This is a genomic window from Haladaptatus sp. W1, assembly GCF_001723155.1.
Taxonomy (GTDB): domain Archaea; phylum Halobacteriota; class Halobacteria; order Halobacteriales; family Haladaptataceae; genus Haladaptatus; species Haladaptatus paucihalophilus.
In genome coordinates this window covers 1-14,478 of sequence record NZ_MEIH01000299.1, presented here as the reverse complement: position 1 = coordinate 14,478, position 14,478 = coordinate 1, and the positions used below count along the sequence as shown (strand labels likewise).

Below are 14,478 nucleotides of genomic sequence, written 5' to 3'. Positions count from 1 at the left end.
TGGCGCACGTTGCTTTCAAGCGCCACTTCCTTCGGGTCGAACGACGGAAGATACATGAGCGACCCGGGCTTGTATTTGCGGAGCGCTTCCGCCGGATTCTCCGACGGAATCTCGCTGGCGGCCATCTGCGTCATCTGTCCCACCTTCTCTTCGAGCGTCATCTTGTCGACGAGGTTCGTCACCCGGTCGCTGGGCGCGGTCCGACCGGTGGCAACCGCCGATTCACCGATGTACCCCGCGAGGGCCGCTGCCAATGCGATTCCTCCGGAATGCTGCATGAAATCCCGCCGCGACGAACCATTTGTGGTATCCTTTCGCATGCTCCGAAACCTGAGAAAGGTGAGTGGATAAAATTTTTTCTCTACAAAATATTAATTTCCCATGATTAGATGGATTTTTTGAACAATACCGACTAATCACCACCACACTCGATAAAATGGAGACTACCGATGCCACCCGAAAATCGCTATCGAGGGTGAGCGCGGCCGATTCAGGTCACTCGATTTCGAGCGTGCCGTCCGTGTCGTCTTGCCCTTCCTTCCATTCGAGTTCGAACTCGACGCTGAGTTCGTTTCGGCCGGAGGCCGAACTCTCCCGTTCGGCCTTCACTTCGAACGACGGGCGACTCGGCGGGTCGAGCGTCACCGATTGACCGCCCGCGGTCAACGTGATGGCTTCCCCGCCGTCGAGTTTTGGCGAACGCGCAGGGACTCACCGACCAGAAGAAGGTGATGACGACCACGGGGTCGTTCCAAGTCATTCGCGGGGCGCTCGGCGAGAAAGCCGACGGAGTTTACAGCGGGACGCGATACGTCCCCAAAATCGACGCGGGCGACAATCAGGAGTTCGTCGAAGCGTACAAGAGCGCCAACGATAGCGAACCCGGCAACTTCGCGCGGGTCGCGTACGACTCCATCCGCATGGTCGCAAACGGGATCAAGGAGGCCGGAAGCACCGACCCCGACGACGTTGCCGACACGCTCGGCGGACTGAAGATGCAGTCCCTCTTCGGGGAGAACGAGTTCCGGAGCTGTGACCACCAGGCGAAAAACCCGGTCTGGGTCGGACAGAACGTCTACGAGAGCGGCCCCATGGCCGACGTGAAACTCATCGAAAAGGTGAGCGGCGACGACGCGATACCGCCGTGTGACCAAACCGGCTGCCAGCTCTGATATGGCGGGGGTATTCTTCGAACAACTCCTGAACGGGCTAACCATCGGCGCGGTGTACGTCCTGTTAGCGGCCGGTCTCTCCATCATCTTCGGCGTGATGGACGTCATCAACTTCGCCCACGGGGAGTTCTTCGCGCTCGGCGCGTACCTCGCGGTCGCCATCGTCGCCGTCGGCACCGGCGGCGGCATGTTCTGGCTCGCGTTGCTCGTCGCGCCGCTCGTCGTCGCCCTCATCGCGGCGGTCATCGAGCGCGGCACCATCCGCCCGCTCTACGGCCGAAACCCGCTGTACCACATCCTCCTCACGTTCGGGTTGGTCCTCATCTTCGAGGACGTCATCTCGTTCGTCTGGGGGGACAACGCCAAGCAGTTCGCCCAGCCACCGCTCCTCCGCGGTCCCGTCGATTTGCTCGGGTTCAGCTACTCCAAGTACAACTTCTTCGTCATCGCCATCGGCGTCGTGATGGCCGTCGGAACGTGGCTCCTGTTGAATCGCACGCGGTTCGGCCTCGTCGTTCGCGCTGGTGCACAGGACCGCGAGATGGTTCGTCACCTCGGCATCGACATCGACCGCTACTACACGTTGGTCTTCGCTTTCGGGGCGTTCCTCGCCGCGCTCGCCGGAATCGTCCTCGGCGCGAAACAGAGCGTCAACCCGGGGATGGGAAACTCGGTCATCATCCCTGCCTTCGTCATCGTCGTTCTCGGCGGATTGGGCAGTTTCCGCGGTGCGGTGGTCGGCGGGTTCGGCGTCGGCCTCATCGAGACGTTCCTCCGGAGTCCGCCGTTCGGCTTGGACGCGTTTCTGCCGAACCTCGAAGGCTTGGTCATCTTCCTGCTGATGATCGGGGTCTTGCTCGTTCGCCCGCAAGGGTTGTTCGGCAACCCCGAGTGGGAGTCCTCGGACGGCGGCGGCGAACTGCTGACCGGCGGCGGTGGCGGCGTGTTGGACGGTCAAACGCGCTTCCGTCTCGGCGCGCTCGTCGTCGCTCTCCTCGCGCTCGCACCGCTCGGAATCGGCGTCCTCTACACCTCCTACGAGGTGAACTCGCTGCTCCTGACCACGCTGGTCTGGGCGCTGTTCGCGTTGAGCCTCGACTTCGTGATGGGCTACGCCGGACTTGTCTCGCTGGGTCACGTCCTCTTCTTCGGATTGGGCGCGTACAGCACCGTCCTTACGGTCGAAAACGGGATGCCGTCCGTCTTCGTCGCCTTGGGCGTCGGGATGGTCGTCGCGGCCCTCGTCGCGTGGGCCGTCGGCCACCTCTCGATTCGCGTCTCCGGCGTGTACTTCTCGATGATCACCCTCGGCTTCGCGGAACTGTTCTTCCAACTCGTCCAGAAGGTCGGCTTCACGGGCGGCAGCGAAGGGCTGTTCGGATTCGACCCGGTGTACGGACTCACGAGCGGGCCGGAGGTCGGCGACGTGTCCCTCCTCGGCGACATCGAACTGTACTACTACTTCGTCCTCGCCGCGGTCATCGGGTCGTACCTCCTCGCCAGACGGATGATGAACGCGCCGTTCGGGAGCGTGCTCCAGGGCATCCGCGAGAGCGAGGAGCGCGCCTCGTTCATCGGCTACGACGTGACCGCCTACAAGCGTCGCGCGTTCGTCGTCAGCGGCGGGTTGGCGGGGCTCGCAGGCGGTCTGTCGGCGATTCACACCGGCGGCGTCTCGCCGTCAGTCTTCGCGTGGATAAACTCCGGCGAGGTCATCGTGATGACCATCCTCGGCGGGATGGGTACCCTGTACGGACCGATGATAGGTGCGGGCGTCTTCTTCGGCCTGCAGGAACTCCTGCAGTCGTTCACCGAACAGTGGCAGGGAATCCTCGGCGTCGTGTTCGTGCTCTTCGTCATCTACGTGCCGGAGGGTCTCGTCTCGGTACCGGCGATGCTTTCCCGACACACCAACGACGAGACCGGCGGCGGTCCCGAACCGGTCGCGGAACCCGACTCGGAGGTGAGCAACTGATGGCGCTCCTCGAAACCACGGACCTGACGCGACAGTTCGGGAACCTCGTCGCCACCGACGACGTGAATCTCGCCGTTGAAACGGGCGAGTTTCGGAGCGTTATCGGCCCGAACGGGGCCGGGAAGACGACGCTGTTCAACCTGATTTCCGGCGCACTCTTTCCCACCTCGGGGACGATCACGTTCGCGGGCGAGGACGTCTCCCGACTCCCGCCGCACGAACGGGTTCGTCAGGGTATCGGGCGGTCGTTCCAGATAACGACGGTTTTCAGCGGTCTCAGCGTTCGTGAGAACGTCCGACTGGCCGCACAGTCCGGGCAGCGTTTCTCCCCGCGACAACGACTGTTCCACCCGACGGACGACTTTCCCGCTGTCGAAGAGCGCGTCGAGGAGGTCCTCTCGCAAATCGGCCTGACGGAACGAGCGGACGAACGCGCCTCCGCGCTGGCCTACGGCGACCGACGGCGACTGGAAATCGGCTTGGTGCTCGCCACGGACCCGCGGGTCGTCCTGCTGGACGAACCGACCGCCGGGATGAGCGTCGAGGAGACGCGGGCGACGATGGAACTCATCGACGACGTACTCGCCGACCGGACGGTGTTGCTCATCGAACACGACATCGACCTCGTGATGAACGTCTCCGACCGAATCACGGTGCTCAACCGCGGCCGCGAACTGGCGACCGGAACGCCGGCGCAGGTGGCGGCGAACGACGAGGTGCAGGCCGCGTACCTCGGAGGTGTTCGGACCTGATGCTCTCCATCGACAACCTGCGCGCGGGGTACGGCGAAACGGAAGTGCTCTCGGGCGTCTCGCTCGACGTCTCGGAGGGCGAAGTCGTCGCCCTCATCGGTCGAAACGGCGTCGGGAAGACGACCACGCTTCGCTCGATTACGGGCGCGCTGACGCCGAGGTCGGGCACGATACAGTTCGACGGCGAGGACATCACCGGCTGTTCCCCCGTCGAATCCGTCAAGCACGGTATCGCGCTCGTCCCCGAAGAGCGACGGGTGTTTCCCGGTCTTACGGTCCGTGAAAATCTCTCCGTTGGCGCTCTCGGCGGGAACGATAGCGCGCGGCGAAAATCCGTCGAGGAGGTCCTCTCCGCGAGCGCGTTCGAAAACCTACAAGAACGCAAAAACAGCCGCGGCACCGACCTCTCCGGCGGCGAACAGCAGATGCTCTCCATCGCCCGGGCGCTGGTCTGTGGCGCGGATTTGCTCATGCTGGACGAACCGACTGAGGGCCTCGCCCCCCTCATCGTCGAACGCGTGGAGGCGCTCATCCGCGACCTGAACGAGGAGGGAATTACGGTCTTCCTCGTGGAGCAGAACGTGGCCGTCGCGCTCTCGCTGGCCGACAGGGTGTATCTCCTCGACCAAGGGCGAATCGTCTTCGAGGGGACCCCGGAGGAGTTGGAGGCGAACGAGGAACTGATGGACAGACACCTCGGAATCAGCGTCTAAGCGCATCTTTCGTCCGATTCTATTCCAGACCTCCTTCCCCGACTCGACTCCCGTTGACGAACAACTCCCGTGGCGGACGCCGGTTTTCGTGGTAATCGTCGTGGTACTCCATCAACTGGAAGAGCGCGCCGCTCGGGTTTCGCGGCGAGACGAACGCCTCCGTCCACGTATCGAACTCGGCTCGGTCGATGACGCGAATCCCGTGTTCGCGGAGCGATTCGATGACGGCGTCGATGTCGGCGACTTCGAGCGTGACGTGGTGCAGCCCTGGTCCGTGTCGGTCGAGAAAGTCCGTGAGGAAGGTGTCGTCGGCTATCGGTTCGATGAGTTCGAGTCGGGAGGCGTCGCCCAACCGATAGTACGCCCACCGAAACCGCTCCTCGACCGTTTCGACCGAAAGCCGCTCGCAGCCGAGGGCGAGCAAAATCGGTTCGGCGTCCTCGATGGATTCGACGGCGATGCCGACGTGGTCCACTCGAATTGGCGTGTCGTGTGTGTTCATTGCCCATGACAAAGGAACGGATCATCTTGAACGTGTAGGCGACAATCTATCACGGACGATTCGGGAAATTACATAACGCCGCTCCGTGTACGGTTTCGCATGGGGTTCTATCAACGCGATTTCATGGAAGGGACGCGCGGAACGATGAGCGTCGATTGGGAGGAACGAATCGACATGCAGCGGATGCGCGAGGAGCGCAAGGAGCGCGCTCTCACTCGAATGCGCGAAGCGGGACTGGGGAGCATGCTCCTCATCAACGACCCGAACGTCCGCTACGTGACGGGGCTCGCCATGACGGGCGGGTCCGGCGCCGACCACTACACCCTACTCACCGAGGACGGCGATATCGTCCACTGGGACACGGCGGACCACGCGAGCAACCAGCAGTTCAACTGCCCGTGGATTTCGGACATCCGCTACGCCTGCCCCGGTCTCGGAAACGTCCCGCGAGCGTCCGGGCGCGACTCCGCCCGCGACTGGTTGAAGGACAAGATGGCGGGACTCGTTTACGAGGCGATGGAGGAGTACGGCGTGGCGAAGGAACCGATGGGAATCGACATCGGCAACGCTCCCCTCATCTCGAAGTTCGAGGACCGCGGCGTGGACGTCCGCACCGACGAGTGCGCGAAGGTAATGGAGGACGCCCGCAAGGTGAAGACGCGCGACGAAATCGAGTGTCTGCGGATGGTCGCCGCGCTCTGTGAAGCGGGCTTCCAGCGCATCACGGAGACTGCAAAGCCGGGCGTCCGCGAGTCGGAAGTGTGGGGCGAGGCCACCCGCGAACTCTGGGGACTCGGCGCGATGGTCCAAGGCGGCTACGTCACCTCCGGCCCGAACACGTGGCCGAAACACCAAGCCAACACCACGGACCGCATCATCCGCCCCGGCGACATCGTGTACGCCGACTTCTACAACATCGGCTTCATGGGCTATCGGTCCTGTTACTACCGAACCTTCAGCATGGGCGAGCCGACGCAAGCCCAGCAGGACGCCTACGAAATCGCCCGCGACAACCTCTACGACGTGCTGGAACGCATCGAACCCGGCGCGACGACGGACGAGATTTGCAAGGGCTTCCCCGACATGGAGGGCGAACACGCCGACTGGTACGACGCCACCGACCACTGGCAGATGACGACCAACCACTGGGCGCACGGCCTCGGCCTCCAACTGTACGAAGTGCCGCTCATCTGGCGCGGCATCTCGCCGGACCACCCCATCGAAATCGAGGAGGGCATGACCATGGCCGTCGAGACGATGGAACCGGCGGACCGACAGGGCGTCCGCGTCGAGGAGATGGTCGTCGTCCGCGAGAACGGCGTCGAGATTCTCAGCCAGTGGCCCGTGGAAGAGATTACTCGAATCGATTACTGAGGTGAGAGTTGGGTTTTCCTCCCACTACGCGGTCAGTCGGCCTTCGAAGATTCGGCACTTCCAGCGGCACGTCCATCGATGTAGCCCCGAATTCCGCCGACGACTCGCGGCCACTTCACGAGGAGGAACCCACAGAGGATGGCGAGGAAGCCGCCGCCGGTCGTCGGGGTGAGTCCTTCCCCGAGGACGAGCCAGCCAAAGACGGCGGCGAAGGGTGGGATGACGTACTCGATGAGTCCCATCTCTATCGGGCCGAGGCGGTGGAGCAGGCGGAAGTAGACGAGGAATCCCAGCGCGCCGGGAACGACGGCGAGGTAGAGCACCCAGACGAACGAACTCGTCGTCGGCGTGGCGGCGGCGAAGCCTTGTCCCGGAACGACGAACGCCGCGGCGTCGAGCGCCAGCGCGCCGACGGCGAGCATCCACGCTTGGAGGGACAGACCGGAGAGTCCGGCGTCGTCCTCGTCGGTGAAGACGGCCCCGACGACCCACGCGACGGCGGCCCCGAGGACGAACCAGACGCCGACATCGCTAAAGAAGTTGCCTGCGCTCGGGTTTGCGATGAGGACGACGCCGACGAACCCGAGGACGACGCCGACGGCACCCCGTGCGGAGATCGACTCCTCCGGGCGGAACGCCGAGGTGACGACGGGTGTGAGAACCGGGACGAGACCGAGGAGGGTCGATGCGACGGCGCTCGTGACGTACACCTGCCCGGCGAAGAGGAGCGCGTGATGCAGGCCGATGTTGAACACGCCGCCGACGAGGACGGGCGTCCAGTCACCTCGCCCATGCGGTCGGAGCGAGCGCCCGGTCGCGGCGGCGACGGCGAAGAGGACGAACGCGGCCAAACTGAAGCGGACGGCGGCGAGAGCGACCGGCGGAAACCCGTCGAGCGCCGCCTTCGTCGCGGGGAACGCGGTCCCCCACACGGCGGCGAGCGAGAGATAAAGAGCGATGTCACGACGGCTAGCCATTATCGGCATCTGGTCGTTGGTACTTAGATGGGTTTCGATACGAAACGATAAGGCGAGCGAAGCCCAATTTTGGGAGAATTGTAGTCGCGGTGGTCGTCTCTTCGAAAATTCCCACAACGCTCGGCGCGGAAGACCGTCGATTTCTGTGTGGTTGCGATTGCTCGGACGCAACCTTTGAAACCCCCGCCCGCTCACGGTCGCCTTCATCCCCGATTCCTAATCACGAACCATTACGGTCCCGCGACCGAAACCCATTCCGCATGAGCACGCCGCACTACCGCGAACAGGTCGAGGCAGCCTATCCCGAACTCCAGTCCATCGAGGACGACGAATTGCGCGAGAAGGTCATCGAGGCGTGGGTGCTCGGCCTCGAACGCGGCGGGTGGAAGGACATCGAGGACATTCCCTACGCGTGGAACATCCACGAGAAGACGAACGTGGAGCACGTCCGTGGCGTGACGCGCATCGCCATGCGCTCGGCGGAAGAACAGCGCGAGTTCCACGGTGCCGACCCGGACGAGGATACTATCATCGCGGCGTGTCTGCTCCACGACGTCGGCAAGTGCTACGAGTACGTGGATTTCGCGGACGAGGACCAACTGCTCGACCCCGACCCGACCTACGCCACGGAGGAGATTCCCCACTCCCTGTCGGGGTACGCCCTGGCCCACGAGGTCGGCTGTCCGATTTCGGTCCAGCGCGCGATTCCGCACTTCCTCGGCGAGATTCCGACGCGCACGCTGGAAGCCGAGTTAGTCAAGAGCGCGAACTCTGCGAGTTCGAACGCCATCACCCAGTCCGCGATGGGCATCACGCTCCAAGAGTGGGTCGAGAAGTACAGCCAAACGCAGTGAAGTCCGACGGCACTCGGACTCAGAGCCACTTCCGACGGGACGATACGATGTCAACACCGGGGCTGTAGTAGCAAACCGGGTCCCCGTCCGGGTGGGCGAAGTTGTTCGCCCGGAAAATCTCGTTCACGCCGAACTCGAACGTCGCCGGGCGGAGTGACCACACGTCGTGGTCCACGTTCGCGTACCCTATTTTTCCGCCCCGCCCGCCGACGTAGAACCGATACCGCTCGGTGAGGAACGTCGCCAGCGAGTCGGGGCCGGCGTCGAGTCGCTCCCCGGTCGGTTCGTAGCGCACGTCGAACCGCAGCGGTTGGTCGCCGGGATGGGCGCGACGACTCCGGAATCGAACCGTCCCGTCCCGTTCCGCCATCTCGATGGTCGCGTTGTAGTATGGCAGTCCGAAGGCGAGACGGGCACCGAGCACGGACAGCAGACCGTCCGCGTCGAGGCTGTAGAAGAAGACGGCGGGTCGGTCCTCCCCCGGAACGGTGACGTAGGTTCGGAGGTTGAGTTCGGGCAAAGACACGCCGACGGCGGCAGGAAGCCTTCGCGGACGAACCGCGACGTTCGTGAAGGGGACGACGCTGAGCCACGCCTTCCCGTCGTACGTGTCCACCTCCAATCCTTCTGGAAGTCCTCGCTCCACGATTTTCGGTTCGACTGGCCAGTTGGCGAACAGCAGTCGTCGCCATCCCATCTCGACGCCGAGCATTGGGAAGTACTTGGAAGCGGTCGCAAAAAGCAGTTCCGTCGCCCGATTGTCCTCTCAGACCGTCTCCAACCCGTTCTCCTCCCGGAGCACGTTGATGTACGACCGGAACCCGCTCTCCAGGTCGTAGCGCGGTTCGTAACCCAAATCCTCCTGAATCGCGGTCATGTCGAGCTTTTGGGTCCACGGGAGTTCGCCCTCGTCGGACACCTCCAAGTCGGCGTCGGGCACGATTTTCTCGACCGTCTCGGCGGCCTCACGAATCGTCGCCACGGTGCCGCGAACGTTGTAGACACGCTGGTTCAGGTTCTCGTCCGGCGTGAACGCCGCGCGGCGGAACGCCTGTGCGATGTCTTCGACGTGCTGCCAGTCGATGACTTGATCACCGTACTCGACGCTGAACGGTTCGCCGAGTGCGGGTTTTTCGATGATGTTTGCGAGGAACGCGGAGCCACCCGTTTCGCGGTACGGACCGTAGGCGACGGTCGGTCGGAGCGCGACGTGCGAGAGGTCGTGGTCCTCGAAGTACACCCTCGCTTGATGTTCGTTGAACTCCTTGCTCGCACCGTAGAGTGTATCGGGATACACGAGGTCGTCCTCGGTCACCCAGTCGTCATCGTAGTTTGCGGGCGGCGCGAACACGGCGGCGCTGGACGCCCACGCAACGCGCTCCACTTGATCGGAGAACGTGCGCGCCGCCTCGAAGATGGTGTTCGTGCCGCGAACGTTCACGTCGATGGCGAGGCGCGGATTCTCGCGCGCCGTCGTCGTGAGCAGCGCCGCGAGGTGAACGATTCGCGTCGCACCCGTCTCGCGCACCGCGCGGAACACGTCCGTCGAGTCGGTGATGTCGCCGCGTCGAATCTCCACGTCGTCCGCGATGCCGAGTTTCTCCAAGATGCGCGTGTCCGTCGAAAGGTCGTAGGCAACCACGTCGTGGCCGTGGTCGAGCAGTTCCTTTGCCGTGTACGACCCGATGAAGCCTGTCCCGCCAGTGACGAGCACCGTCTCGCTTTGCGCCATGGTTTTTTACTCTCCGGCTGGCAAGAAAAGGTTTCCTTCCTGTTTTTTCGTGATGGGGTTCGAAAACCGCCGTACATTCTTACGTGATGGCGCGGAATTTCCGTTCGATGAAACTAGGTGAGGACCGACTCGAACGTCACGTCAACGAACTCGGAGTGAAACGATACTATGACGAACTCCAAAGCGCGTGACGCCGAAGAACGACGAGCGTTCATCAAGCAGTGGGCCGAGTACGTTCGCACCCACGACGACGAGGAGTGGTCGCGCCAGCAGAAGACGGTCGTCGATTCGCAACTCCAGTCCGCGAGGGAACTCGCCGCGAAGGGTGAAACCGACCCCGCCGAGTTCGTCCGAAAGCGGGACAAAATCGCCCGGAAAAACGCCGACTGATTTTACTCGTGTAGTCCGCCGGTTTCGGCGTAGAACGACGATTCTAACTGTTCGGCCATGTCCTCCTCGCGGTCGATTCGCGCGTCGATGACGAACGGAACGTCGCTCTCTTTCCCCGTTCGAAGCGCGTCGGCTAGTTCTTCGGGGGTCACCGCCCGCGTCCCGTCTGCGCCGAAGCCCTCGGCGACCGTGACGAAATCCGTATCGTGGAATTCGACGCCCGCGATGTCGCCGTCTTCTTCCTGCATCTGGCGCACCATGCCGAGACTGGTGTCGTTCAACACGACGAACGTCGGCGCGACGCCGTTCTCGACGGCGATTTCGACGCTGGTCATGGTCATGGTGAAGCCGCCGTCGCCCGCGACGCCGATGACGTCCTTGTCGGTGGTGATGGCGGCGCTGACCGCGGCCGGGGCGGACCACCCCATTCCGCCGACGCCGCCGGACCCGAAGTACGTCCGGACGGCGGGCGTCTGGAGGTAGTTCAGCAGCCAGAATCGGTTGTTGCCCGAGTCAGCCGTGACGATGGTGTCCTCGTCCACCATCGCTTCGATTTCCTTCACGGCGCGCTGGGGTTTGATGGGCGAGGCGTCGCTCTCGCACGTCTCGGTGAAAAACGACTCCCGCGCGGTTTCCGCTCGGTCGCGCGCCCAGTCGTTGTCGGCGCTTCCGGCATCCGATAGCGCCCGAAGGCTCTCCTTCGCGTCGCCGATGAGTCCCACGTCGGCGGGGTACACCCAGCCCGCGTTTCGCGTGTCGATGTCGGCGTGGATGATGGTCTGTTCGTCCGGGCGGATGAACGAGGGTGCCTGCCAGTTGGTGTCCATCGGGTTCATCCGGCAGCCGACGACGAGCAGGGTGTCGGCCTCGCTGACGACCCGATTCGCGCCTTCGTGGCCGAACGAGCCGATGACGCCCGCCGCGAGGTCGTGCGTCTCGGGAATCGTCGATTTGCCGAGATAGGAGGTCGTAACGATTGCATCGTACGCGTCCGCGACGTCCCGAAGTTCGTCGTAGGCCCCCGCCGAGTGGACGCCGTTCCCGGCGACGATGACGGGACGCTCTGCGGATTCGAGGGCTTCGACCGCCGCGCTCACGTCGCGGTCGGTCGGCTTGGACTCCCAGTTTCGAACCTGCTCCTCGCTGTCCCAGACAGGTGGTATCGGGTTTTCGGGGACGTCATCCGTGATGGCGTTGCCGTCGAGGATGACGGCCGTCGGTCCCGACCGGCCCGCCGTCGAGTGCTTGAACGCGAGTTGGACGCTTCGTATGGTCTCGGTCGGCGTGCGCGGGAACCAGTGTTCTTTGGTCACGCCGTCCAGAATCTTCGGGAGCGAGAGCCCGCCGTAGTCGCCGCGTGACTGCTGATAGGGCGCGAGCGTCGAGTAGTCGCCGCGCTCGCTCGCTTCGGTCAAGACCACCATCGGTGAGGAGGCGAGCCGGGCCTCCATCTGTCCGATGACGCCGAGGCTCCCTATCCACGGTCCCTGTCCGGCCAGCACGGCGGGCTTGCCGTGGAGGCGGCCGTACATCTCGGCCATCACGCTCCCCTCGCGTTCGTCGCGCGGGCGAACCACGTCCACGCTCGACTCAGGGAGGTCGTCGAGCAACTCGATGACGCGCCCGCCCGGATAGCCGAACACGTACTCCACGCCCAGCGATTCGAGGACGGAAACCAGCGCTTCGCTCGTCGTCTCTCCCGCACCGTCGTCGAGGCCTGTCATGCTACTCGAATCCACCCGCTCTCGTCTCTTTGTTCTGTCGATTATCACGGTCGTTTCTGTAAAATCCGGCTCGATTCGGGCGACCGTTTATAATCAGGACCGGCTAGGGTGTCTTCAGTGAAGCGAAACGACCGAACCATCCTCGGCCTGACCATGCTGGCCCACGCGATGGTTCACACCTACGAACTCTCCCTTCCCATCCTCATCCCGGTCTGGCTCGTCGAGTTCGGCGCGTCGAAGGCCACGCTCGGGGTCGTCCTCTCGCTCGGCTACGCGCTGTTCGGCATCGGCGCGCTGCCCGGCGGCGTCCTCTCCGATAGCTACGGCTCCCGCCGACTCATCGTTGCCTGTCTGCTCGGCATGGGTGGGTCGTTTCTCCTCCTCTCGTTCGCACCGTCGCTCCCCGTCGTCGCGGTCGCGCTCCTGCTGTGGGGGACGGCGGCGAGCGTCTATCACCCGTCCGGCCTCTCGCTGTTGAGCACCGGCATCGAACCCGACGACCAGGGGAGCACCTTCGCGTACCACGGCATCGCCGGAAACGTCGGTATCGCCTTCGGCCCGTTGGCGACGACGCTCCTCCTGCTCGCGTTCGGCTGGCGGACCGTCGTCGGCGTCCTCGCGGTTCCCGCCCTCGTCGCCGCCGTGGTCGCATTTCGATCGTCCATCGACGAGACGGCGGCGGTCGAGACGGAAACGCGTGCGCGGGATTCGAGCGCGGAGCGAACCACCCGTACCGACGGCGGCCTCACCTCGATTTCGGACCTTCTCTCTGCCTCCCGGGCGCTCTTTTCGGGCTGGTTCGTCGCCGTCTTCGGCGTCGTCATGCTCTCCGGACTGTACTACCGCGGCGTGTTGACCTTCCTCCCGGACCTCCTCTCGGGCCTCTCGCTCTTCGCCCCCATCGATGTTGCCGGAAAATCGCTCGAACCGGCGCGCTACCTCTACGCCGGACTCCTCACCGTCGGGATGGTCGGACAGTTCGCGGGCGGCAAACTCACCGACCGCGTGGAAAACACCGCCGCCATCGCCGTCGCCTTCGGTACGTTGGCGCTCATCGCGCTCGTGTTCGTCCCCGCCGCGGACGCCGGGCTCGTCCCCCTGCTCGTCGTCAGTTTCGCGCTCGGATTCTGGCTGTTCGCGGTGCAACCGCTGTATCAGGCGACCGTCGCCGAGTTCACGCCGCCCGACGCCCGTGGGCTCTCTTACGGCTACACCTATCTCGGCGTGTTCGGAATCGGCGCGCTCGGTGCGGCCGTCGCTGGCTACGTGCTCCAGTACTACTCGCCGACGGTCCTGTTCCTCGTCCTCGCGGGATTCGCGACGGTCGCGTCACTACTCGGCGTCTTGCTCTCGCTTCGAGCGGAATCAGACCCCGTTTGAGTTGACGTGCTTGCCCACCTCTTCCATCACCTTCCGCTCCGCACGGGCGAGGTGTTCCCACGCCGTCGTGGACGCGATGCCGACGATATCGGCGATGTCCTCGATGCTGGTCTCCTTTTTCGGTTGGTAGTAGCCGAGGTCGATGGCCGTACCGAGCACCTCTCGCTGTCGTCCCGTGAGTTCGTGGACGACGCGCGAGAACTCCAACTGCTCCTGTTCGGCGACCGTCCCGAGTTCGACGTTTCGAACGAGGTCGGTCTCGTTCCCGGCGCGTTCGAGCGACTCGACGATTTCGTTCAGGTCGTCTGCGTCGTCCAGATACAACGTCCAGTGTTCCCACCCGGCGGTTATCGTCGCTCCGGTTCGGTAGTGGACGCCCAAGTCGGTCAACCGCTGTGAGATGCTGTCCCACTGGTAGCTGTCGATGGAGACGGCGACGAGGACGCGCGGAGCGTCGAGCGGCGTCAACGGGTCCACATCTAGTACGGGTTCCGCGGCCTCAAACTCGTCGAGGAAGCCCGCGATCGACGCTTTCGGGCCGGTTATTTCGACGATGCGTTTTCGCTCCGCGGCGCTTCCCGTCATCGACGAGACAGAGCGAATCGTGATGGCCGGATAATCGGCGCTGATGTCGCTCTCCGGCTCGCCGTGGTGACGTATCCGAAGCGTCACTTCTCGCATTACTACAATCGAGGAAATCGAATGTGTTGAACCTTTGTATCCATTCTAGCTACTTTTCTGAATCATAGAGCGTATGTTTTTCTCATTTTCTCCCTCGATTCTTTGGTAACCAGTCAAGGCCTGCGGAGACTACGCTCCTTACGGACACTGTTGTATCTGCACAGCACCTCGTACAACGTGGAACCAGATTCCCTGTGAAACGGTTGAGTCACCGTACAACTCAAAATCGTGTTTGTGCTGTGGACGCCGTGG

14 protein-coding genes and 2 pseudogenes are annotated in these 14,478 nt (G+C 63.6%); 8 read left to right on the top strand and 8 right to left on the bottom strand.

From position 1 onward, the window contains the following. Together BG842_RS15260 and BG842_RS15255 are read right to left on the bottom strand one after the other, a co-directional pair. Positions 1-278 (bottom strand): annotated as a pseudogene (locus tag BG842_RS15260) (beta-glucosidase); the annotation flags it as partial. Positions 279-495: 217 nt separating this feature from the next. Further along, a pseudogene (locus BG842_RS15255) lies at positions 496-690 on the bottom strand (amphi-Trp domain-containing protein); the annotation flags it as partial. 2 nt (positions 691-692) lie between these two features. Here BG842_RS15255 and BG842_RS15250 point away from each other — a divergent pair. The 4 genes from BG842_RS15250 to BG842_RS15235 are packed head-to-tail and all read left to right on the top strand — an operon-like array spanning position 693 to position 4,612. Then, positions 693-1,172, top strand: coding sequence for an ABC transporter substrate-binding protein (locus BG842_RS15250; protein WP_254663209.1), 480 nt, complete (start codon positions 693-695; stop codon positions 1,170-1,172). A gap of 1 nt (position 1,173) precedes the next feature. Next, positions 1,174-3,147: an ABC transporter permease gene (locus BG842_RS15245; RefSeq protein WP_069451413.1), complete on the top strand. Its 1,974-nt coding sequence runs from the start codon at positions 1,174-1,176 to the stop codon at positions 3,145-3,147. Next, complete coding sequence (locus BG842_RS15240; RefSeq protein WP_069451412.1) at positions 3,147-3,899, top strand: ABC transporter ATP-binding protein; 753 nt, start codon at positions 3,147-3,149, stop codon at positions 3,897-3,899. The genes BG842_RS15245 and BG842_RS15240 overlap by 1 nt, the downstream gene beginning before the upstream one ends. Continuing rightward, a complete protein-coding gene (locus tag BG842_RS15235) occupies positions 3,899-4,612 on the top strand; it encodes an ABC transporter ATP-binding protein (RefSeq protein WP_069451411.1) in 714 nt (237 codons plus the stop codon). Before BG842_RS15240 ends, BG842_RS15235 begins: the two co-directional genes overlap by 1 nt. Before the next feature lie 19 nt (positions 4,613-4,631). Here BG842_RS15235 and BG842_RS15230 read toward each other — a convergent pair whose 3' ends face one another. Then, on the bottom strand, positions 4,632-5,114 hold the full coding sequence (locus tag BG842_RS15230; protein WP_069451410.1) for a VOC family protein: 483 nt from the start codon (positions 5,112-5,114) through the stop codon (positions 4,632-4,634). A gap of 99 nt (positions 5,115-5,213) precedes the next feature. On the opposite strand from BG842_RS15230, the gene BG842_RS15225 reads away from it, so the two are divergent. Next, complete coding sequence (locus BG842_RS15225; protein ID WP_069451409.1) at positions 5,214-6,488, top strand: Xaa-Pro peptidase family protein; 1,275 nt, start codon at positions 5,214-5,216, stop codon at positions 6,486-6,488. A gap of 32 nt (positions 6,489-6,520) precedes the next feature. On the opposite strand, the gene BG842_RS15220 is transcribed toward BG842_RS15225, so the two are convergent. After that, positions 6,521-7,465 (bottom strand): DMT family transporter, encoded by a 945-nt coding sequence (locus tag BG842_RS15220; RefSeq protein ID WP_069451408.1) that lies wholly within the window; start codon positions 7,463-7,465, stop codon positions 6,521-6,523. 260 nt (positions 7,466-7,725) lie between these two features. On the opposite strand from BG842_RS15220, the gene BG842_RS15215 reads away from it, so the two are divergent. Then, positions 7,726-8,319, top strand: coding sequence for an HD domain-containing protein (locus BG842_RS15215; RefSeq protein ID WP_069451407.1), 594 nt, complete (start codon positions 7,726-7,728; stop codon positions 8,317-8,319). A gap of 19 nt (positions 8,320-8,338) precedes the next feature. Here BG842_RS15215 and BG842_RS15210 read toward each other — a convergent pair whose 3' ends face one another. Both BG842_RS15210 and BG842_RS15205 read right to left on the bottom strand, forming a co-directional pair. Further along, positions 8,339-9,031, bottom strand: coding sequence for a YqjF family protein (locus BG842_RS15210; protein ID WP_069451406.1), 693 nt, complete (start codon positions 9,029-9,031; stop codon positions 8,339-8,341). 54 nt (positions 9,032-9,085) lie between these two features. Next, the gene (locus BG842_RS15205; RefSeq protein ID WP_069451405.1) at positions 9,086-10,051 is read right to left on the bottom strand and encodes an NAD(P)-dependent oxidoreductase; all 966 of its coding nucleotides are present in this window, start codon (positions 10,049-10,051) and stop codon (positions 9,086-9,088) included. Between the two features lie 168 nt (positions 10,052-10,219). Between BG842_RS15205 and BG842_RS15200 the strand changes: the two genes are divergently transcribed. Next, on the top strand, positions 10,220-10,441 hold the full coding sequence (locus tag BG842_RS15200) for a hypothetical protein (protein WP_069451404.1): 222 nt from the start codon (positions 10,220-10,222) through the stop codon (positions 10,439-10,441). A gap of 2 nt (positions 10,442-10,443) precedes the next feature. On the opposite strand, the gene BG842_RS15195 is transcribed toward BG842_RS15200, so the two are convergent. Beyond that, on the bottom strand, positions 10,444-12,165 hold the full coding sequence (locus tag BG842_RS15195; protein ID WP_069451403.1) for a thiamine pyrophosphate-binding protein: 1,722 nt from the start codon (positions 12,163-12,165) through the stop codon (positions 10,444-10,446). 117 nt (positions 12,166-12,282) lie between these two features. Here BG842_RS15195 and BG842_RS15190 point away from each other — a divergent pair, with 117 nt between their 5' ends. Continuing rightward, positions 12,283-13,545 carry an MFS transporter gene (locus BG842_RS15190; protein WP_069451402.1) on the top strand — a complete coding sequence of 421 codons (1,263 nt, stop codon included), beginning with the start codon at positions 12,283-12,285 and terminating at the stop codon, positions 13,543-13,545. Here BG842_RS15190 and BG842_RS15185 read toward each other — a convergent pair. After that, the gene (locus BG842_RS15185; protein ID WP_069449248.1) at positions 13,531-14,226 is read right to left on the bottom strand and encodes a helix-turn-helix domain-containing protein; all 696 of its coding nucleotides are present in this window, start codon (positions 14,224-14,226) and stop codon (positions 13,531-13,533) included. The two genes, BG842_RS15190 and BG842_RS15185, sit on opposite strands and share 15 nt — an antisense overlap. Between the last annotated feature and the right edge of the window lie 252 nt (positions 14,227-14,478).

Coding starts and splice junctions, on each gene's coding strand:
- BG842_RS15240 (WP_069451412.1), top strand. CDS start 3,147: ATGGCGCTCCTCGAAACCACGGACCTGACGCGACAGTTCGGGAACCTC.
- BG842_RS15185 (WP_069449248.1), bottom strand. CDS start 14,226: ATGCGAGAAGTGACGCTTCGGATACGTCACCACGGCGAGCCGGAGAGC.
- BG842_RS15245 (WP_069451413.1), top strand. CDS start 1,174: ATGGCGGGGGTATTCTTCGAACAACTCCTGAACGGGCTAACCATCGGC.
- BG842_RS15225 (WP_069451409.1), top strand. CDS start 5,214: ATGGGGTTCTATCAACGCGATTTCATGGAAGGGACGCGCGGAACGATG.
- BG842_RS15230 (WP_069451410.1), bottom strand. CDS start 5,114: ATGAACACACACGACACGCCAATTCGAGTGGACCACGTCGGCATCGCC.
- BG842_RS15195 (WP_069451403.1), bottom strand. CDS start 12,165: ATGACAGGCCTCGACGACGGTGCGGGAGAGACGACGAGCGAAGCGCTG.
- BG842_RS15210 (WP_069451406.1), bottom strand. CDS start 9,031: ATGCTCGGCGTCGAGATGGGATGGCGACGACTGCTGTTCGCCAACTGG.
- BG842_RS15205 (WP_069451405.1), bottom strand. CDS start 10,051: ATGGCGCAAAGCGAGACGGTGCTCGTCACTGGCGGGACAGGCTTCATC.
- BG842_RS15200 (WP_069451404.1), top strand. CDS start 10,220: ATGACGAACTCCAAAGCGCGTGACGCCGAAGAACGACGAGCGTTCATC.
- BG842_RS15215 (WP_069451407.1), top strand. CDS start 7,726: ATGAGCACGCCGCACTACCGCGAACAGGTCGAGGCAGCCTATCCCGAA.
- BG842_RS15220 (WP_069451408.1), bottom strand. CDS start 7,465: ATGGCTAGCCGTCGTGACATCGCTCTTTATCTCTCGCTCGCCGCCGTG.
- BG842_RS15235 (WP_069451411.1), top strand. CDS start 3,899: ATGCTCTCCATCGACAACCTGCGCGCGGGGTACGGCGAAACGGAAGTG.